Annotated in this window: 18 protein-coding genes; 10 read left to right on the forward strand and 8 right to left on the reverse strand. The window is 69.2% G+C overall.

Annotated elements, in window-relative coordinates:
- Positions 1-11: 11 nt before the first annotated feature.
- Entirely contained in the window at positions 12-2,606 is a 2,595-nt protein-coding gene (locus VI123_RS12500; protein WP_336338395.1) for a hybrid sensor histidine kinase/response regulator, read from the forward strand.
- Between the two features lie 26 nt (positions 2,607-2,632).
- Here the strand turns inward: VI123_RS12500 and VI123_RS12505 are convergent, their stop codons facing one another.
- From VI123_RS12505 to VI123_RS12515, 3 genes are all read right to left on the reverse strand, one after another.
- Positions 2,633-4,870, reverse strand: a complete 2,238-nt coding sequence (locus VI123_RS12505) for an amino acid permease (RefSeq protein ID WP_336338396.1) — start codon at positions 4,868-4,870, stop codon at positions 2,633-2,635.
- Positions 4,867-5,298, reverse strand: a complete 432-nt coding sequence (locus VI123_RS12510) for a universal stress protein (RefSeq protein WP_336338397.1) — start codon at positions 5,296-5,298, stop codon at positions 4,867-4,869. The genes VI123_RS12505 and VI123_RS12510 overlap by 4 nt, the downstream gene beginning before the upstream one ends.
- Positions 5,299-5,394: 96 nt before the next feature.
- On the reverse strand, positions 5,395-6,048 hold the full coding sequence (locus tag VI123_RS12515; protein ID WP_336338398.1) for a potassium channel family protein: 654 nt from the start codon (positions 6,046-6,048) through the stop codon (positions 5,395-5,397).
- A gap of 205 nt (positions 6,049-6,253) precedes the next feature.
- On the opposite strand from VI123_RS12515, the gene VI123_RS12520 reads away from it, so the two are divergent.
- The 3 genes from VI123_RS12520 (at position 6,254) to VI123_RS12530 (ending at position 9,747) form a co-directional block, all read left to right on the forward strand.
- Entirely contained in the window at positions 6,254-7,708 is a 1,455-nt protein-coding gene (locus VI123_RS12520; protein WP_336338399.1) for an APC family permease, read from the forward strand.
- A 3-nt stretch (positions 7,709-7,711) separates the two neighbouring features.
- Positions 7,712-8,365: a potassium channel family protein gene (locus tag VI123_RS12525; protein WP_336338400.1), complete on the forward strand. Its 654-nt coding sequence runs from the start codon at positions 7,712-7,714 to the stop codon at positions 8,363-8,365.
- Between the two features lie 86 nt (positions 8,366-8,451).
- The gene (locus tag VI123_RS12530) at positions 8,452-9,747 is read left to right on the forward strand and encodes a DUF6498-containing protein (protein ID WP_336338401.1); all 1,296 of its coding nucleotides are present in this window, start codon (positions 8,452-8,454) and stop codon (positions 9,745-9,747) included.
- Between the two features lie 28 nt (positions 9,748-9,775).
- On the opposite strand, the gene VI123_RS12535 is transcribed toward VI123_RS12530, so the two are convergent.
- Together VI123_RS12535 and VI123_RS12540 are read right to left on the reverse strand one after the other, a co-directional pair.
- On the reverse strand, positions 9,776-10,006 hold the full coding sequence (locus tag VI123_RS12535; protein WP_336338402.1) for a hypothetical protein: 231 nt from the start codon (positions 10,004-10,006) through the stop codon (positions 9,776-9,778).
- Positions 10,007-10,102: 96 nt separating this feature from the next.
- A complete protein-coding gene (locus tag VI123_RS12540; RefSeq protein WP_336338403.1) occupies positions 10,103-10,750 on the reverse strand; it encodes a metallophosphoesterase family protein in 648 nt (215 codons plus the stop codon).
- Positions 10,751-10,851: 101 nt separating this feature from the next.
- On the opposite strand from VI123_RS12540, the gene VI123_RS12545 reads away from it, so the two are divergent.
- From VI123_RS12545 to VI123_RS12565, 5 genes are all read left to right on the forward strand, one after another.
- The gene (locus tag VI123_RS12545; protein ID WP_336338404.1) at positions 10,852-12,273 is read left to right on the forward strand and encodes an FAD-dependent oxidoreductase; all 1,422 of its coding nucleotides are present in this window, start codon (positions 10,852-10,854) and stop codon (positions 12,271-12,273) included.
- Positions 12,274-12,383: 110 nt separating this feature from the next.
- On the forward strand, positions 12,384-12,863 hold the full coding sequence (locus tag VI123_RS12550; RefSeq protein ID WP_336338405.1) for a pyridoxamine 5'-phosphate oxidase family protein: 480 nt from the start codon (positions 12,384-12,386) through the stop codon (positions 12,861-12,863).
- Between the two features lie 94 nt (positions 12,864-12,957).
- A complete protein-coding gene (locus VI123_RS12555) occupies positions 12,958-13,278 on the forward strand; it encodes a DUF7471 family protein (RefSeq protein ID WP_336338406.1) in 321 nt (106 codons plus the stop codon).
- A gap of 58 nt (positions 13,279-13,336) precedes the next feature.
- Positions 13,337-13,897, forward strand: coding sequence for a nitrous oxide reductase accessory protein NosL (locus VI123_RS12560; protein WP_336338407.1), 561 nt, complete (start codon positions 13,337-13,339; stop codon positions 13,895-13,897).
- Between the two features lie 70 nt (positions 13,898-13,967).
- Positions 13,968-14,495, forward strand: a complete 528-nt coding sequence (locus VI123_RS12565) for a winged helix-turn-helix transcriptional regulator (protein ID WP_336338408.1) — start codon at positions 13,968-13,970, stop codon at positions 14,493-14,495.
- Positions 14,496-14,498: 3 nt separating this feature from the next.
- Here VI123_RS12565 and VI123_RS12570 read toward each other — a convergent pair whose 3' ends face one another.
- The 3 genes from VI123_RS12570 to VI123_RS12580 are packed head-to-tail and all read right to left on the reverse strand — an operon-like array spanning position 14,499 to position 17,943.
- Positions 14,499-15,311: an ABC transporter permease gene (locus VI123_RS12570; protein WP_336338409.1), complete on the reverse strand. Its 813-nt coding sequence runs from the start codon at positions 15,309-15,311 to the stop codon at positions 14,499-14,501.
- On the reverse strand, positions 15,308-16,033 hold the full coding sequence (locus tag VI123_RS12575; RefSeq protein WP_336338410.1) for an ABC transporter ATP-binding protein: 726 nt from the start codon (positions 16,031-16,033) through the stop codon (positions 15,308-15,310). The genes VI123_RS12570 and VI123_RS12575 overlap by 4 nt, the downstream gene beginning before the upstream one ends.
- Entirely contained in the window at positions 16,030-17,943 is a 1,914-nt protein-coding gene (locus tag VI123_RS12580; protein ID WP_336338411.1) for a NosD domain-containing protein, read from the reverse strand. The genes VI123_RS12575 and VI123_RS12580 overlap by 4 nt, the downstream gene beginning before the upstream one ends.
- Positions 17,944-18,135: 192 nt before the next feature.
- Here VI123_RS12580 and fdhF point away from each other — a divergent pair, with 192 nt between their 5' ends.
- Positions 18,136-20,190, forward strand: coding sequence for a formate dehydrogenase subunit alpha (fdhF, locus tag VI123_RS12585; protein WP_336338412.1), 2,055 nt, complete (start codon positions 18,136-18,138; stop codon positions 20,188-20,190).

Below are 20,190 nucleotides of genomic sequence, written 5' to 3' on the forward strand. Positions count from 1 at the left end.
CGTTCAGTATAGTGAGCCAACCAGCAGCGATTTCCGTGCTCCACGTCGACGAAGACCCCGACTTCGCGGCGCTGACGGCCGAGATGCTCGCGGAGCAGGCGGGGCAGTTCACCGTCGAGACGGCGTCGAGCGTGCGCGAAGGGATGGACCGACTGGCCACGGGAACCGTCGACTGTGTCGTCAGCGACTATCAGCTCCCCGACCGGAACGGTATCGACTTCCTCGAATCGGTCCGGGAGGAGTATCCGGACTTGCCGTTTCTCCTCTACACCGGCGAAGGGAGCGAAGTGGTCGCGAGCGACGCCATCTCAGCCGGCGTCACCGACTACCTCCAGAAGGATGTCGGGACCAGCCAGTACGCCATCCTCGCCAACAGAATCCGAAACGCCGTCGAGTCGCGACGGCGCGAGCGAGCCCGGACGCGCCACCTCGAAGCCATCGACACGGCCGGTGAGGGTATCAGCATCCTCGACGAAGAGGGGCAGTTCCGCTACGTCAACGAAGCGTTCGCCGACCTCTACGGCTACGCCGCCGAGGAACTGGTCGGGGAGCACTGGGCCGTGCTCTACCCCGACGAGGAGACCGACGTCGTCCGCGAGGAGATATTACCGGCTGTCGAGGAGACGGGCTCTTGGCGCGGCGTGACGACCGGGCTCCGGGCCGACGGGAGTACCTTCCAGGAGGACCACCGGGTCGCCGCGACCGAGAACGACGAACTCGTCTGTACCGTGGAGGACATCACCGAGCGGGAACAGCGCGAGCGGGAACTCGGCCGCACCAGCACCGTCCTCCAGACCGTCATCGACAACCTCCCGATGGGCGTGTTAGTCGAAAACGCCGAGCGCGAGGTGCTAATGGCGAACGACCAGCTGGGGTCGGTACTGGGCACCTCCCACGCCGCCGAGTCGTTCATCGGACGGGACTGTGACGTGGTGGCCAGGGAACTCAAAGAACGGTTCGCCGACCCCGAGCGGTTCACGGACGGCATCGTCGACCGGCTCGAACAGCGGGAGCCGGTGCGGAACGAGGAGTTCAGGCTCGCCGACGGCCGCGTCCTCGAACGCGATTACGTGCCCTACAGCCTGCCGGACGGCGAGGGGAACCTGTGGCTGTACCGCGAAGCGACCGAGCGCAAAGAGCGGGAACAGCGGCTGCAAACCCACCGCAAGGCGATGGAGGCGTCAATCGACGGGATGGCGCTGCTCGACGGGGACGGGAAGTACAGCTACGTCAACGAGGCCCACGCCGACATCTACGGCTACGACGACCCGGAGGCCTTCGCGGGCGAGTCGTGGCGGCTGTGCTACGACGACGACACGGTGACGCGGTTCGAGGACGAGATACTCCCGACGCTGTTTGCGGAGGGGAGCTGGCGCGGCGAGGCGACCGGCGTCCGCAGCGACGGCAGCACGTTCCCACAGGAGCTGTCCCTGACCGTCACCGACGAGGACGGCATCATCTGTGTCATCCGCGACGTCACCGAGCGCAAGGCCCACGAGGACAGACTGGAGCAGTTACACGACGCGACGCGGGACCTGATGACGGCCACGGCGACCGAGGAAGTGGCGACAATCGCCTCCGAAACCGCCACGGAGGTCCTTGACCAGCCGCTGAACAGCGTCCACCTGTACGACACGGAGGCGGACGCGCTGGAGCCCGTCGCGTGGGCCGAGGAGGTAGGGGACCTGCTGGATGGCGCACCGGCGGCGCTCCCGGTGGACGACAGCCTGGCAGGGGAGACGTACCGAACCGGCGACGTGCAGCGTCGCACAGACGGCGGCGACGCGGACGGCGCGGCGGCTGCGGGCACCCCGTTCCACAGCGACTGGTACTTCCCGCTGGGCGACCACGGCGTCTTCAGAATCGCGTCGCGGACGGCGGAGGCCGTCGAGGCGACCGACAGGGCGCTCGCGGACGTGTTCGCCGCCAACGTCGAAACCGCGTTCGACCACGTGAAACAGCGACAGCAGCTCCAGCGCGAACGCGACAGGCTCGATAGGTTCGCCAGTATCCTGTCCCACGACCTTCGGAACCCGCTGAGCGTGGCGCGGGGACACCTAGAGCTGGTCGAGTGTGACAGCGACCGCCTCGACGACATCGCCCGGGCACACGCCCGGATGGAGACGCTCATCGACGAGATGCTGACGCTCGCACGCGAGGGGGAGCGGGTCGACTCGCCGGAGGCGGTCGCGCTCGCGGACGCGGTCGAGGAGTGTCTCCGGACCGTCGAGACGGACGGGGTGACAGTCGACACCGCGACGACGCAGACGCTCCGGGCGGACCCGAACCGGCTGAAACAGCTCCTCGAGAACCTGCTACGGAACGCGGTCCAACACGGCGGCGACGATGTCACGGTCACCGTCGACGACCTGGACGGCGGCTTCTACGTCGCCGACGACGGCCCGGGCATCCCGCGGGCCGACCGCGAGGACGTGTTCGCGGTCGGGTACTCGACCGCGGATGAGGGGACGGGCTTCGGGCTGAACATCGTCCGGGAAATCTGCGACGCGCACGGGTGGACCGTCGCGGTTACCGAGAGCGAGGCCGGTGGCGCGCGAATCGAGGTCACCGGCGTGACGGCCGCCGCCGGCGACACTGGCCACTGAGACCGGGACTCGGGGCGCGGGACCGCTCAGAACAGCCGTTCGAGCAGGCCGCGGTCGCGGTCTTTCTCCGCCAGCAGGACCGAACACTCCACGTCGTCGACGATGTCGAGGACGAGCGACTTCGAGACGAGCCGACGGAGCAGCCCCTCCTCGGTCGCGCCGATGAGCAGCAGCGTCGCGTCGGCGGCGGCGTTCTGGATGGCGGTCTCGACGTCGCCGGACTTGACCAGCAACTCGGCGTCCTCCAGCCCCTGTTCGGCCGCCCACTCCTGGAGGAAGCGTTCGCCGTCCTCGCGGTCGTCGGCGACGTTGAGCAGCGTCACCTCGGAATCGTATTCGGTCTGCAGCAGTTTCGCGATGGCGGCCGACAGCTCGGAGTCCGGGCCACCGGCTGTCGGGAGCAGGATGCGCGAGGGGTCGAACCCGCGGTCCCGGAGGACGAGGAAGTCACAGGGCACCGCCTCGGTGAGTTCGTCCATGGCCGACTCGGCCCGCCCGGGCGAGCCGTGTGCGTCCGGCCCCCATCCCATCACGACGAGGTCCGCCGTGTGCGTGCGAGCGGCATCGAAGATGGCCTCGAATGACTTGTGCGAGAGGATGGTATGCGTCTCGACGTCGACGCCGAACGTCTCGGCGTCGTCGCGGGCGCTGTCGAGCAGTTGCTGTGAGGTCCGGTCTATCTCGTCGGAGCGGTCGGCGGCGGCCGACAGCGCCGTCTGGTCGGGGACCGTGACGATGTGGGTGGCGATGACGGTGCCGCCCCGCTGTTTGGCGATGGCGCTGGCGAGTGTGATGAGGTCCTGTTCGTGTGCGGGGTTGGCCAGGGGCACCATCACGCGGTACTGCCCGCCGTCGGGCTGGACGCCGGCGGCCGCGCTGACGGCCGCGTCCGGCATCTCCTCGGACCGCGAGATGATGTGTTTCGACAGGATGCCCTGTTTCTCCGTCCGTGACCTGGCGTAGAGCCCGTACCACAGCACCGCCGCGGCGGCGATGCCAAAGGAGAGCAACAGGGCGTCGCTGGCGACGAACACCAGCAACGCAAAGGAGAGCGCGGCACCGAGAATCGGCAGCAGTGGGTACAGCGGCACCACGAAATCAGGGGCGTACTCCTCGGGGTCGACGTAGCGCATGACGATGAGCGCGAGGTTCAACAGCCCGTAGATGATGAGGTGCAGCCCCGACGCGGCACCCGACAGCAGCGTCAGGTCCCCGACAACGATGAACAGGAGAATCAGGCCGCCGGTGATGCCGATTGCCCGGTAGGGGGTCCCGAACCGGGGGTGTATCTCGTTGAGCGCCGGCGTGACGATTCGGTCCCGACCCATGGCGAAGTTGATGCGCGAGGACGCGAGGATTGAGGCGTTCGCACTGGAGGCGGTCGCGAGCAGGCCGCCGAACAGGAGCGCGCCGCCCATGGCGGCCCCCTGGATGTAGCTCCCGACCTCGACGACGGCGATGGGGTTCTCGGCGTCGGAGGTGATGACGTCGGCGATGAACCCCTGCGGAACGGCCGCGCTCATGATGACCAGCACGAGGGCGTAGATGACCGTCACGATGACGACGCTGCCGATGACCGCCCGCGGGAGGTTCTTGCCGGGGTCCTTTATCTCCTCGGCCACGCTCGTAATCTGGACAAAACCGAGATAGGAGACGAAGATGAGCCCCGTGGTCTCGAGGGTGGTTATCATGTCGGTGGCCGCCGGGAGGTTCGACGGCTCGGCCCGGAGCGTCCCCAGGAGCGTAAAGACCGTGAGGATGCCGATGAGCAGGACGACGATGACGTTCTGGAGTCGGCCGGTCTCCTTGGCTCCGACGTAGTTGATGAACACGAAGAACGCGCCGCCGACGAGCGCCACGAGCTTGACGACGGTAATCGACACCGGGCCGACGCCGACGCTCCCGGAGAGGCCGAAGATGCGGGCGATGTACCGGCCGAACCCGACCATGTAGAAGGCGGAGGCGAAGGCCAGGCCGAGCCAGTTGGCCCAGCCGGCGACCGAGCCGAACATCGGCCCGAGCGCGTGGTTGACGTAGTAGTAGGCCCCGCCGGAGCGTGGCATCGCCGTGCCGAGTTCGCTGGCCGACAGCGCCGTGAACATGGCGATGACCCCGCCCAGGACGAACGCCACCGACGCCAGCGACCCCGCGGTGAGGATTGCCTCGCCCGGGAGCACGAAGATGCCGGCGCCAATCATCGTCCCGACGCCTATCGTCAGGGCGGCCAGCGGCCCGAGGTCCTTGGCGAGGTCCTCCTCGCTCATTCTTCCTCCTCGCGGGGGAGGGCGACGACCGGCCGGTCGGCCTCTGTCACCAGTTCGAGCGAGAGGTCGCCGGAGAGGAACTGCGTGAGGCGGTTCCCGCCGCGGGACTGGTACGCGATGGCGCTGGCGTCGACCGCCTCGGCCGCCTCGAAGATCTCCGCCGCGACGTCCCGGCCGTAGGCGGTGTGTTCGTCGGCGTCCGGGAACACCGTCCGGACGGCGGCGTACGCTTCCTCGGCCAGTTGTTCGGACTGTTCGACCGGCGTCTTGTCCGGCGCGCCGTCACCTTTCTCTACGACGTGGAGGGCCGTCACGCGGCCCGGACCGTAGGGTTCGAGTGCTCTGGCTGTCGCCAGCGCGTCGTCTTCGGTCGCGACAGGAAGGACCACGTGGGCAAGGAGGTCCCTGCCCTTGGACTCACTGCTCATAGTGGGTGGTGTATCCACTCGCTGTTAAGCGTGTGTATCCACTTTCACTCGGCCGAGTAAATATTACGAGACAATGGCCCGAACACTGACAGATAGCTAGCCGCGCAGCAGGTGCAACACCTCGTCGACCACGTCGGCCTCGACGGCGACGATGTAGCGCTCGCCGGGCTCTAAAACCGTGTCGGGGCCCGCGAGTTCCGTCCGGTCGGCCGTCGAAATCAGCAGGCTCCCGGCCGGCAGCGCGATTTCGTCGAGTCGCCGGCCGGCGACGGGGGCCGACGGGGCGACGCCCACCTCGATGATGTCGAGGTCGGCGGTCGGATAGACGAGCGTCCGGACGTCCGCGCCGGTCAGCATGTCCGCCGCGTGGTCGCCGCCGAGATACTCCGGCAGCAGCGTCGCGTCGACGACTTCGTCGTACTCCTGGTCGGTCCCCGTCTCAGCCCTGGCGATGGTCCGAACCGACGGGGCGTACTGCTGGGCCTCCATGCAGATAGCGAGGTTCGTGCCCGGTTCGTCGGTGAGCGCGGCGACGGCGTCGGCCTCGGCCAGGTCGGCCTGTTTCAGAATCGACGGGCGCGTCGCGTCACCGTGGATGACGGGACCGATGTACGCGTCCGAGAGCGCCTCGACGCGCTCCTCGTCGGACTCGATGACCAGCACGTCGTGACCCTGCTCGGCGAGGTTCCGGGCGGTCTGTGTCCCGACGCGGCCGCCGCCGGCGATGACGAATCGCTTTGTTCGGGTCATTGGTATACTGTTTCAAACGCGTCATCTTCAATGCCCCGACAGTTCCGACGACGCGGGAACCGGGTGACCGTCTCCGTGACCAGCCAGCAGAAGGCTTTATCAAATCCCTTCACGGTTCTTACAATAGAAGAACGCACCCGGTCGGTGAAGTGGGCCGGAGCGTACGGGGCGTACGATAGATGGCACACCGAACGAAACCACGACAATGAGTAAGGGCCAGACGCGGTCACCGGAGGCCGAACTCGGGTTGCTCGACGCGACGATGATAGGGATGGGCGCGATGATAGGGGCCGGTATCTTCGTGCTGACGGGGCTGGCCGCCGAAATCGCCGGCCCGGCCGCGATTGTCGTCTTCGCCCTGAACGGCGTTGTGACGGCGTTCACCGGGCTCTCGTACGCGGAACTCGCCGCGTCGATTCCGAAAAGCGGCGGCGGATACGCCTTCGTGCGAGAGATATTCGACGACTTCGCCTCGTTCATCATGGGGTGGATGCTCTGGTTCGCCTACATGATAGCAGGGGCGCTGTACGCGCTGGGGTTCGCGCCGAACTTCCTCGAACTGCTGCACGTCTACGGCGTGGTCCCGCCGCCAGAGCAGGTGGGTGCCGTGGCGCTGCCGGTGCTGGACGCGGCGCTCCCGCTGTCGTTCCTGCTCGCGTTTCTCGCGGTCTTGGGCCTAGTGGCGCTCAACGCCGTCTCGACGGCCGCGAGCGGGAGCGTCGAGACGATTTTCACCGTCATCAAGGTGTCAATCCTGGTGGTGTTCGTCGCTTTCGGGCTCGCCTCGCCGATGTTCTCCGGGGCCGAGTTCCAGCCGCTGTTCCCGGAGGGCAGCGGGGCGGCCGCCGTCTTGCCGGCGATGGGGCTCACCTTCATCGCCTTCGAAGGCTACGACCTCATCACCACGGTGACAGAGGAGGTACAGAACCCGCGCGAGAACATCCCGAAGGCCATCTTCATCAGCCTCGCCGTGACCGTCGTCGTCTACCTCGCGGTCGTGACGGTCGCCGTCGGAACCCTCGGCGCGGGGGGTCTGGCCGAGGCCGGCGAGGCGGGCATCGCCACGGCGGCGACGTCGTTCATGCCGACCGGGCTCCCGGTCATCCAGAACGGCGGCGCGCTCATCGTCTTCGGGGCCGTGTTCTCGACGCTCACCGCCCTCAACGCGGTCGTCATCGCCTCCTCGCGCGTGGCGTTCTCGATGGGGCGCGAGGGGCAGTTGCTCCCCTCTGTGGGTCAGCTACACCACCGTTACGGGACGCCGTTCGTCGCAATCCTCGCCAGCGCGGTCGTGATGCTCGCGTCGGTCGCATTACCGACCCAGAGCGCCGGCAACATGTCGAGCCTGTTTTTCTTGCTGTCGTTCATCATCGTCAACGTCGCCGTCATCAGGCTCCGCCGGGAGCGGCCGAACATGAACCGCCCGTACGAGATGCCGTTCTACCCCGCCCCGCCGATAATCGGCATCGCGCTCAATCTGCTCCTGACCGGGGTGCTCGTGGAGTTTCTCCTCCGGACGGACCCGCTGGCGCTGGCGCTCAGCGCGGCGTGGATTCTGCTCGGCGCGGCCGCGTATTTCGCCCTCAAGCGGGCGAAGACCCCGCCGGAGTCAGGACCGGCGACCGACGACACCGAAATAACACCGGAGGCAGAAGACTGAGCCATGACCAGTACTCTCGACATCATCATCGCGGGCGGTGGGCGCGTCGGCTTCCAGACGGCCGAGATACTCGCCGACCGCGGGCACGACGTAACGATTATCGAACGCGACGAGCGAACCGTCTCCGACATCGCCGACCAGTGGCTGGCGACCGTCATCCGCGGCGACGCGACGAACCCGGAAATCATCGACCAGGCGGGCATCGAGCGAGCGGACGTAATCGCCGCACTCACGGGCGAGAGCGGGCTGAACCTCGCGGTCTGTCTGGCCGCGGGGGAGCTGAACCCGGACATCCGGACGGTCGCGCGCATCGACCGCAAGGGGGGCGAGGCCTACACCGAGTTCGTCGACGCGGTGGTCTTCCCCGAGCGGGCCGGCTCCAGGGTGGCGGCCAACGAAATCCTGGGCAGTGACGTGCAGACGCTGGCCGACGTGACCGGCAACCTCGATATCATGCTCATCAGGGTCGCCGAGGGCGCTCCGGCGGCCGGGAAGGCGCTCTCTGACGTGCGCTTCCCCGAGGGCACGGTGGTCGTGTCGGACGCCGACGGCGAGCGAATCGCCCGCGCCGACACGACCCTGACGCCGGGCAGCAGCTACGTCGTCGCCGTCGAGCCCGACGTGGTCGACGAGGTGCTGAACCTGATGCGCGGCTAGGGACCGTCGGACGGAACGTGGACACGGACCGGTCCGGGCGGCCCCGGACCGGTTCGTTCATCTGTCAGTAGTCGAATCACGAAGCCATGTCCCTGTCCGGACCGGGTCTGGGTGGCGAGCGCAGCCGTCGGGCGGAGCTACTCAGCGTCGTCGTCGCGAACGCGCTCCCGGTCGTCGGCGTCCTGGCCCTCGGCTGGAGCGGGGTCGCGCTGTTGCTCCTGTACTGGCTCGAACTCGGTATCGACTCGGTGTGGGCACTCGTCCGGGCGCTGTTTGCCGGTCGCCCACCGGACGTCGACGCCGACGGCCTGCTCGTCGGCCCGCTGGCGGCACGGCGGGCGACGCTCTCGGTCCCCCGTACCGGCCTCCGTATCTACCTGACGACCCTGGCGACGCTCCCGCTCGCCGTCCTGATTCTCGGGATAGCCTGGCTCGTCACCGGCGCGCTGCTCGTCGGCCCGGTGCCGAGGCCGGGTTCGGAGACGGTGCGCAGCGTGACGCTCGCGGGCCTCGGGATTTTCCTCCTGACCGGCTGGGACACGGTACGGAACTACTTCTACAACGGGGCGTACCGGGAGCACAACTCACAGACGGCGTTCGGCGGCCTCCTGTTCGAGATGTGTACCGTCTTTTTCGGCGGCGTGTGCACCCTCGTGCTGGTGACGGCGGCCACGAACGGACCGGACGCGGAACTCGGTGCGCTCGCTCCAGGCGCGGCCGAACTGCCGCTGTTGCTCACGATAGTCGCGCTCAAGTTCGCCTCCGACCTCCTTGGCGTGTACAGCGACCGGCTCGCCGTCTACTTCGAGTCATACGACCGGGAGTACGGGTGGTCGCAGGCCCCACCGCAGCCGAAGTCGATTGACGGGACGCTGCCCGACGCGCCGACCCGGCTCCGTCCGGCTCGGTTGGGGCGCGTCCTGGGCGGGCCGCTCAGGCTCCCACGACATCCGGGAGCCGCGTATCTCGGCGGGCTGGGGCTGCTCGTCGCGGCGCTGTTCGCAATCGGCGGGGCGTGGACCGTCGTCGCCACGGTGGCTGTCGCGAGCGTCGCCATCCCCCTGCTCCTGCTGTGTTGCGACCAGCTACTGCGCTACGGGGCGGTCGAGTATCGGGTCGCCCCCGAGGCCGGCGCAGTCGTCGCGTACGACCGGCTACTCGGCGAGGCGCTGTGGCGCATCGAGTCGTGGGACGAGAGGGGCCTCCGGGTCGAACGGACCGCCGTCGATGCCCTGCTCGGAACCGAGACGGTCACCATCGAGCACGCTGACGGCGACTACGTGCTGCCACACGTGCCCGATGCCGCCCCGGTGCTAGCGGTGTTCGACCGACAGCCGGAGCGGGACCCAGGGGGAGCGGGCGGCCTCGGCTTCGTCGGGTAGTCGCCGGCGGACCCGCGGAACCGGGCCGTCACTGCCCCGGGCGCTCGACGCTCCGTTTCGGGTCGGTGTCGACGGCGAGTTGCCACACGACGATGCCGATGGAGACGAACGCGACCGCGGCGGTGGCGACGTAGCCGGCGGTGCCGAGGGTGAACAGGCGGTCCGGAAAGAGCGCGAGCAAGACGAGCAGTCCCGTCGTCGAGAGCCCGGTCAGCGCCGGGACGACCGTGAGCCAGAACCGTCGCGCTACACTACCCATGTGCCGAGATAGCAGTGCGGATTATATGTTTGTTTCCACCCGACAGGTCGGTCCCGGGCCGGGCGGTCCGTCGGGCCCACCGCATGCGTCGCCGCCCTAGTCGGGGGCCAGTCGCGCTCCGTTCCGGTCGGGAATAGTGGTCTCCGCGATTCGCCGTCGGACGCGGTCGACGTCGTACGGAACCCGGCGGAGGTCGACGGACAGGTCGGACAGGTCGAGGACCGCGTAGGCGGCGTCCGGGTCGCCGTCGCGGGGCTGGCCGACACTGCCGGGGTTGACCACGAGCCCCTCGTCGAACCGCTCTGCGTGCTGGACGTGCGTGTGCCCCAGGACGAGGACATCCTCGTCGCCCAGAAGCGTCGGCGCGAAGTCGGCCGGGTCCGTGTAGCGGTCCCGTTCGTCGGGGTGGTCGTGGACGGCTTTGAGCCGGCCGTCGAAGCGCCGCAGTTTCCGGGGCAGGTCCCCCAGCCACTCGATGTCGGCCGTCGAGAGGACGCGGCGGGCGTACTCGTCGCCCGGTTCCCAGGTCATCCCGTCGACCACCGCCCGGTCGTGGTTGCCGGCGACGGTCGGGATGGCCCGGTCCCTGACGGCCGCGAGACACGGTTCGGGCGACGGCCCGTAGCCGACGACGTCGCCGGCACAGACGAGTGCGTCGACGGGGCCCATGTCGTCGAAGACCGCGTTCAGCGCGACGGCGTTGCCGTGGATGTCCGAGAGCAAGCCGACGCGCGTTGTCGTCATCGTGTCCGTTCATCGACACGTACCCTGTTTAATCCTCGGTCGGACGGGACGCGGCGGTTTCCGCACTCAACGCTTAGTACCACGGCGACGCGAGTGTCCGTATGACGGACCCGTTCGTAGTCATCGGCGGCGACGCGGCCGGACTGAGCGCCGCGAGCAAGTTCGCCCGAGAGGCCCCGACCCGTGACGGTATCGTCTTCGAGAGGGGCGAGTGGGTGTCCTACGCCCACTGCGGCACGCCCTATTACGTGAAAGGAACGGTCGAGCGGCTGACGGACCTGCTCTCGCTGACGCCCGCGGACGCGGCCGACCGGGGTATCGACCTCCGCCGGAACCACGAGGTGGTCGGCATCGACACCGACGCCGGGACGGTCACCGTCGCCCACGACGGCGGAACGTTCAGCCAGCCCTACGGCGACCTGCTGGTCGCGACGGGGGCCCACGCCGTGACCGGGTCGATACCGGGGTCGGACCTCGACGGCGCGTTCACGATGCACGGGCTGGACTCGGCGGCCGCGGTCCGGGCCGCGCTGGCAGCACCCGGCGAGTCCGCCGTCGACACGACCATCGAGTACGTCGACGCGGCGCTGGTCGAGAAGTACGCCGACTGGCAGCCGCCGGAGCGGGTGGCCGTCGTCGGCGGCGGCTACGTCGGCGTTGAGATGGCCGAAGCGTTCCGGGCTCACGGCGTCGAGACGCACCTCTTCCAGCGGTCCGGCCGCCTCCTACCGCCGTTCGGCGAGACGGTGGGCGAGCGCGTCGCCGACCACCTCCGGGAACAGGGTGTGACGCTGCATTTGAACACCGCCGTCCAGGAACTCCGCGGCGACGACGGGCGCGTCGCGGCGGTCGTCCACGACGGCGGGGCGACCGACGTGGGCCTCGCGCTGGTCGGTATCGGGGTCGGGCCGAACACCGACCTCGTCGCGGACACCCCGGTCGCCCTCGGGGACACCGGCGCGATAGCGGTCGACGAGTACGGGGCGACGAGCGTCGACGGCGTCTACGCCGCCGGTGACTGCGCCGAGGCCCGCCACGCCGTGACCGGCGCGCCGGACTGGGTGCCGCTCGGACTGACCGCGAACCGGGCCGGGCGCGCCATCGGGGCGACCGTCGCCGGGGAGCCCTCGCCCGTCGGCGACATCGCCGGCACGGCCGTTGTCAAGGCGTTCGACCTCGAATGCGGGCGCGTCGGCCTCCTCGACGACGAGCGGGCCAGCGACGCCGGCTTCGACCCGGTGTCGGAGTCGGTCACGGCCGGCTCCCGGTCGGGCTATTACCCCGGCGGCGACGCCACCGACGTGACGCTCGTCACCGACCGGGGGAGCGGCCGCCTGCTGGGCGGCGCAATCGTCGGCCGGGACCGGGCGGCGATACGCATCGACACCCTGGCGACGGCCATCGAGGCGGACATGACCGTCGACGAACTCGAACGGCTGGACCTGGGGTACGCCCCGCCGTTCAGCCCCGTCTGGGACCCGGTGCTCGTCGCCGCGAAAGTCCTCGACGGGCGTCTTGAGTGAGCATGGTGTGGTGGGAACGGTGGCCGCCGAGTCCGGCGGGGGACCCCGCTCTACCTTTTTTAGCGTGGGGTCGCATTCGTGATACGTAACTGGATGGTTAGACGCGACCCATGACAATCGACCAACTAGCGGAGTACGGACTCGAACAGATGGCCGACGAGGAGATACGGGCGTTCCTCGCCGACCACTCGACCGGGGTACTGGGCCTGCCGACGGCGGACATCCCGTATCTGGTGCCGCTGTCGTACGGCTTCGACGACGGGGCCGCACTCTACTTCACCTACCTCCTCGGCGAGTCGAGTCGGAAGGCCGACCTGACCGAGCAGGCGGGCCGTGGCCGGTTTCTCGTCTACGACATCGAAACCGCCTTCGAGTGGCAGAGCGTGATGCTCGACGGCGATATCAGCAGAGTGCCCGAAGCGGAGTGGGACGATATCACGGCGCTGACACAGAACGCCTGGCGACCCAACACGCTCCAGACGGCCACCACCTCCGGCGGTGTCGCGCTCTACGAGTTCGAGATTACGGACCTGGCCGGCATCCGCCAGACCGGGCTGGCCCCCGGCTTCCGGGAGAACATCGAGCCGTGACCGTCGCCCGTCGGTGACCGCCGGCTGTCACCCCGGAGCGGCGACGCCGACCGAAACCGATTCCAGTGCGACCGCCGGAGGATGAACCCGAGAGATGCTCCAACCGACGGCTGACTGGCTCGGCCCTCGCCAGACGGTCATCTTGCTTGCCGTGCTGGGTCTCGCCGCGCTCGGGACGCTGGCGCTGTTTTTCGTCGCGTCGGTCAGCACCTACCGACGCCGGTCACGGCCGTACGTCCTGTTGACGGTCGCTATCGGGCTGTTGGTCCTCCGGTCCGTAGTCGGCATCGGGACCGTCCTCGGGACCGTCCCGATGGTGGTCCACCACCTCACCGAGCACGGAATCGACTTCCTCATCGCGCTGTTGGTGCTGAGCGCGATTTACTCGGTCGCACCGCCGAGTGCCCCCGATTGACCGGAGTTTCGACGGTCGCACCAAGAACGATTTGGCGTCGTTCGGAGAACCGGCTAGTATGTCCGAACACGCGATAGGCCTGACACGGCGAAACCTCCTGGTCGGGACCGCATCCGTCGTATCGCTCTCCGGATGTCTGGGGACCAGCGAGGAGCGGGGCCCGGTCAACATCGAGCGCGGCGCGAGCTGCGATCAGTGCGGGATGGTCATCGACCAACAGCCCGGGCCGGTCGGACAGACCTACTACCGGGACAACGCACCCGAGGGGCACGACCCGCCGGCCCGGTTCTGCAGTACGGTCTGTACGTACCGACACCGGTTCGCCAAGGCGCAGTCGGGGTGGGCCCCGGCGGTGACGTTTCTGACCGACTACAGCGCCGTCGACTACGAGGTCCGGAGCGACGGGGGCACGACGGTCATCTCCCGGCACGAGGAGGTCGAGGCGTTCGCTCCGACGGGAGAACTCACCGTCGTCGCTAACTCGGACGTGGAGGGGTCGATGGGGACCGCTATCGTCCCGTTCAGCGACAGCGCGGACGCGCGGTCGTTCGCCGAAGCACACGGCGGCCAGACCCTCCCCGCGGAGGAGATACCGCGGGAACTGGTCGGTGGAATGTAGGTCGGTTCTCGCCCGATGGGAACAGCCGATACCCTGTTGGCCCGGTGGCGAAAAGCCCGTACCGAGAACCATGTCTACAGTCACCGAGCAGGTGCGGGCCCACGTCGAGGCCAAACCGGGGGTCCACTTCAACGCGCTCGCGTCCGACCTCGATATCGCGACGGGACAGGCGCAGTATCACCTCCGGAAGCTACGGCGCGCCGGCGACATCGTCGCCGAGGAAATCCAGGGCAAGACCCACTACTACAGCCGCGAGTACGGCCCCTGGGAACGCCGGGTGCTCGCGTTCGCCCGGCGGGAGACGGCCCGGACGCTGCTTTTCCACCTGCTCGAAGCGGAGTCCCTGTCGGCGGACGACCTGGCCGACCGGCTGGAGGTCGCGCGCAGCACCGTCGCGTGGCACGTTTCGGCGCTGGCCGAGGCGGGGATACTCGAGAAGTCCTACGGCGAGCGGGGGCGCGTCGTCGTGACCCTGACCGACCCGGACGCGACACAGCGACTGCTCGCGGCGGTCCGGCCCTCGCTTACCGACCGCCTCGTCGACCGGTTCACGCGGTTGGTCGATGGAGGGCTCGGGACCGGAGCGGACGACCGCTGACAGTCAGGCCGCATCCGTGGCGAGCATCGCCCCGGCGAACGTGACAGCCGCCCAGAACACCAGCGAGGCGGCGGCGACCCACGTCGGAACGAACGCCGACCGACCGGGGACGGCGACGTACAGGACCTGGTCGAAGACGAGTCCACGGTACGCCTCCGCCGGAGTCAGGGCGAGCGCGCCGCCGAGCGTCCGCGTCGTGACGCCGGTGTCGAGCGCGGCGAACACTGCGAGGTCGCTGCCGACGGTGAGAGCGAGGAGCCCGGCGAGTGCGAGCACGAGTGCGCGTCCCCGGCTCCCGGCGAGCGCCGACAACAGGAGCACGACAGTCAGCGAGACCAGCGCGTACAGGAACGTGAGAGCGACGTACCGAACGAACAGGAACGGCGAGTCGACGCCGCGGTGGCTCGCGAACACCGCCGTCTCCGGCCCCGCGGTCGTCGCAACAGCGACACCCAGAGCCAGCAACGGGATGCCGACGATGGCGAGCAACAGCAGGGCACGGCCTGCGTACACGCCGCCGACGTACGACCACGTCGAGAGCGGGTAGGTGTCGAGGACGTCGAGTTCGCCCCGGACGACCGGGTCGGCGATGGCGCGATAGCCGACCGCGAAGGCGAGCGTCGGCACCAGCACTTCGACGGCCACCAGCGTATCGACGACGGTGGGGACGTAGCCGCCGGCCAGACCGCCCCCGGCGCGGGCCAGACCGAACAGGACGACCACGGTGACCAGCGCGAGCGCGAGATAGGTGCGCGTCCTGACCGCACTCCGGACCTCCCGGGCGAAGACCGTCCAGAATCGGTGTCCGTCCGTCACGACTGCGACCCCTCCGGTGCGGCGATAGCGGCGCTGTCCTGTTCCAGCAGCGACGTGAACGTCTCGTAGAGCGGGCCGCCGGCTTGGTCCCGCAGAGCGTCGACCGTCCCGGTCCGGACGAGACGGCCGGATTCGAGCACCGCCACCCGGTCGGCGGTCTCCTCGACCAGCAGCAGTTCGTGCGAACAGAGGACCACGGCGCGGCCGTCGTCGGCTATCGATGCGATGACGTCGAATATGTGCCGACTCATCGCCGGGTCGAGGCCGCTGGCGGGTTCGTCGAGCATCACGACCGGCGGGTCCCCGGCCAGTGCCTGCGCGATGCCCAGGAGACGCGTCATCCCCCCGGAGAGCCCCGAGACGGGTCGGGTGGCCACGTCTTCGAGGCCCACACGTTCGAGGAGTCGGTCCGGGTCGTCATCGACGAGGTCGGCGTAGAACGCGGCGGTCTCCCTGACGGTAAAGCCCGGCCGGAACGCCGGCCGCTGTGGCAGATAGCCCAGTCGCCGTTGGGCCGCGGGGCCGGCGTAGGAGACGGTGCCGCTGGTCGGTCCCTCGACGCCCAGGAGCACGCGCAGGAGCGTCGTCTTCCCGGAGCCGTTGGGGCCGATGAGTCCGGTCACGGCGTCGAAAGGGACGTCGAGCGACACCGCCGAGACGGCCGTCACGTCGCCGTACCGTTTCGTGACCTCGTCGGCCGCGAGGTACGTCTCGCCCGTCACGATGCCCCCGCCGCGGCGGTCTCGTTTCGGAGTCGCCTGACGGCCTCGGGATTGGCGGGCGCTGCCAGCGGTGCCCGGTCGACGATACTACCCCGGCGGAATCCCGGCGTGGTTCCGCGGAGCGCGCGGAGCCCCCGGACGCTCGGTGCCGACCCGAGGACGACCGCGGCGTCGGTCCGATGGAGTCGGCGGTCGATGGGGTCGGTCGGCGAGTACGGTTGGGTCAGCACCGGAGCGGCCCCACCGGTGAGGTCGTACGCGCCGCTCCAGTAGTTCCCCCTCCCCTCGTGAGTGTACACGCGCAGGGGCCCCGGCCCGGAGACGGCGTGGCGGTCGTTGGCGACGAAGTCGTTCTCTGCCACGACGTTCGACGGGACGGCCGTCGACGCCCGGAGGCCGAGTTCGTTCCCGTAGAGGACGTTGTGCTCGTACAGGGACCGACCGGCGTTCGTCGACATCGCCTGGCCGGTGTCGGACACCACGTTGTGGGCGATGTAGCTCCGGGACCCCGCGAGCATGACGCCACTGCCGGCGTGGCGCACGTCGTTCCCGACGATGGCGTTGGCCACGGGATTGGTCATGACGACGACGCCGGCGTAGGCCTGCCCCCGAGCGGCGTTGTCGGCGACGAGCGACCGCGAGGTGTACATCAGGTGGACGCCGAAGCGGTTGTCCCTGAACGTGTTGTTCCGGACGGCGGTCCCGTCGGCCCGGTGGAGGTACACGCCGTCGCGGCCGCCGTCGAACACCGAATCCTGCACGACAATCGGCCCGTGCATCCCGACGACGCCCATGAACCCATCTCGCCAGTCCGCCGTCCCGTCGACCGTGACGTTCTCGACGACCGCACCGGGCGTCCGCCGTAGCACGACGCCGCTCGCGGGCGTCTCGACGGTGAGGTCAGCGACGTAGAGCCCGGAGGCGTTGCGACCGGTGACGGCGGCGTCGCTGTTGCCGTAGGCGGTGGTCACGGTCGCATCCCAGGCGCTGTCGCTGGCGTTGGTCGGGTCACCCACCGTCGCGTTCCCGACGCCGACGATGTCGAACCCGGTGACGCCGACACGGTCGGCGGTCACCGTCACGACTGTGCCGTTCCCGCCGCCGTCGAGCGTCGCGCCGGGGCCGCTGAGGGTGAGCGGCTTGTCTATCGTCACCCGTTCGGCGTAGCTGCCGGCCGGGACCGCGACTGTCGTGTTCGGCGGTGCCGCATCGACGGCCGCCTGGATGGTCGGCGCATCGGGTCCGACTTCGACCGACACCGGTCGGGTCCGGCGCTGTCGCGCCGCCCGGACGGTGGCGTCGGCGTCGCGTCGCCGCGGGTCGACCTGGTTTCGGACCGCCGCCGCTCGCTGGAGGTGGAACGACCGACTTTGGAGGGTCTCCCAGTCGACGATTCGCCCGCCACACGACTCGGCAAACGCCGCGGCGTCGGCCCGGTCGGCGAACGGCACCACGGCCGGCCCGGACGGAACGCGCACCGACCCGTCGACGACGTAGTGGGCCTGGCTGGCTTCGACCCAGTCCGGCGGTGCGGCGGTCCGCAGAGAGCCGTCGTCGCCACACCGGACCGGCCTGTCGCTGTAGTCGGAGACGTACACCACGAGCGGGTATCCGAACTGCCGTTCGTGCCCCGGTTCGGCGAGCGCCGTCACGGCCTGGTCGAGACCGACGTAGCCGACGACGTAGCGGTACTGCGAGTAGAAGACCTCGGCCCGGGGGACGCTGACGCTCCGGTTCCGGGCTATCTGTTCGTCGGCCATCGTAATCCCGCGCTGGACCGTGGTGTCGAACGGGACTGGCTCCGGACGGGCGCTGGTGGTGTCGACAGCGAACGACACAGCGAACACCAGCGTGCCGAGAACCACGGCGAGGAGAGCCAGGAGTTGCGTGGTCGTCAGGGCTGGTCGCATCGACCGGGGATACGAGCAGTGGCCCATTACAGTGTTTGGTGCACCTCTCGAAACTGACGGCGTCTCCGACCGTCACGGCCGCCGGTTCGGGACGCCCCGAGCGCAGTGCGGCCGCGTGGTGACACGCTGATAAACTCACCGAGGTTTGACCGAGTAGCTACTTGTATCCCCGTTCCGTTCACGTAGAGTGACATGAGTGGCAACCAGGAGCCCAACCACCGGGCCGAGCAGACGGTCTGCCCGTACTGTGGCGTCGGCTGTACGATAGAACACGCGGGCAACGGCAAAGCGACCGGCACAGCGGGACCGGTGAACACGAAGGGCGAGGTCTGTCCCAAGGGCGCGGCCGCGTTCGACGTGGTGGACCACGAGGAGCGGCTGACCGAGCCACTCGTCCGGGAGGACGGGCGGTTCGTCACCACATCCTGGGAGACCGCCCTAGCCCGCGTGGCCGAGGGACTCGGGGACGTCGTCGACGAGCACGGGCCGGACGCCGTCGAGTTCTTCGCGTCCTCGAACTGCACGAACGAGGAGAACTACGTCTTCCAGAAGACGGCGCGGCTGCTCGGCACCAACAACGTCGACAACTGCGCCAGGCTCTGTCACTCCTCGACCGTCGCCGCGATGAGCGAGCGCCTCGGTGCCGGGGCGATGACGAACACGCTCGACGACCTCGCCGAGACCGACTGCCTGCTCGTCACCGGCGCGAACCCGGCCGAACAGCACCCGGTCATCTTCCGGTCGTACTTCCTGCCGGCCATCCGCGACGGGGCGACGCTGATACACGTCGACCCGCGCGAGACGGACACGACCGACGCCGCCGACGTCCACCTCGACGTCCGCCCCGGGTACGACATCCAGCTGCTCAACTCGATGGCGACGGTCGTACTCGAGGAGGGGCTCGTCGACGAGTCGTTCGTCGAGGCGCGGACGGCCGGCTACACGGACCTGACGGCGCACCTCGACGACGTGGACGTCGAGACGGGTGCCGACGCGGCCGGCGTCGACCCGGAGACCGTCCGGGAGGCCGCCAGAGCGTACGCCGAGGCCGACAGGGCGGCAATCGTCACCGGGATGGGGATGAGCCAGCACACCTGCGGCACCGACAACGTCCACGCGCTGTTGAACCTCGCGCTCCTGACCGGCAACGTCGGCCGACCGGGGACGGGCGTGAACCCGCTGCGCGGCCAGAACAACGTCCAGGGGGCCGGCGACGTGGGCGCGCTCCCCAACGTCCTCCCGGGGTACCAGCCCGTGACCGACGCCGAGGCCCGCCAGCGGGTCGCCGAGGAGTGGGGCGTCGAACCCCCGAGCGAGCCCGGGCTGACGGAGACGACCGCGACACACCGGTTCGGCGACGAGGTCCGGGCGGCGGTCGTGTTCGGCGAGAACCCCGCCGTCACGGAGCCAAACGCCAACGCCGTCAGGGCCGGCTTCGACGAGCTGGACTTCTGTGTCGTCGTCGACCTCTTCGAGACGGCGACCACCGACCACGCCGACGTGGTGCTTCCCGGCAGTAGCTGGGCGGAGAAGGCGGGGACGGTGACCAACACGGACCGCCGGGTGATGCGAATGCGACCGAACGCCGACCTGCCCGGGAACGCCCGCCGGGACCTCGACATCCTCACCGACCTCGGTGGGCGGCTGGTCGGCGAGCCGGACGCGTTCGACTACGACGGGCCGGGAGCGGTGTTCGACGAGCTGACGCGGGTCTGCCCGCCGTACGCCGGCATGAGCTACGACGGCATCGGCGACGGCTACCAGCGGTGGCCGTTCCCGGCGGAGGCCGAGTCCGGCACCGACGTGCTTCACGCGGAGACGTTCGCGTCGGGGGCGGAGACGGCACCGCTGCTCCCGGTTTCACCGACGCCGCCGGCCGACAGCGTCGGCGAGGACGAGCTCGTGCTCACGACGGGACGGGCGCTCCAGCACTTCAATAGCGGGGCGCTCACCCGCCGGTCGGAGACGCTCATGCGGATGCGCGGGGAGGACGTCCTCGAAATCCATCCGGACGACGCCGCCTTCCGCGGCATCGAGGAGGGCGACACCGTCGTCGTCGAGAACGACCGCGGCAGCGTGCGGGTGTCGGCGGCCGTGACGGGGGCGATACAGCCCGGCGTCGTGTTCTGTACGTTCCACTACCTGGACCCGCTCGCGAACGCCCTGACCGGCGACGCCCTCGACCCGGTCGCCGAGATTCCCGAGTACAAGCACTCGGCAGTGCGCGTACGGAAGCCAGCGGCGTAG

Source organism: Haloarcula sp. DT43 (assembly GCF_037078405.1).
Taxonomy (GTDB): domain Archaea; phylum Halobacteriota; class Halobacteria; order Halobacteriales; family Haloarculaceae; genus Haloarcula; species Haloarcula brevis.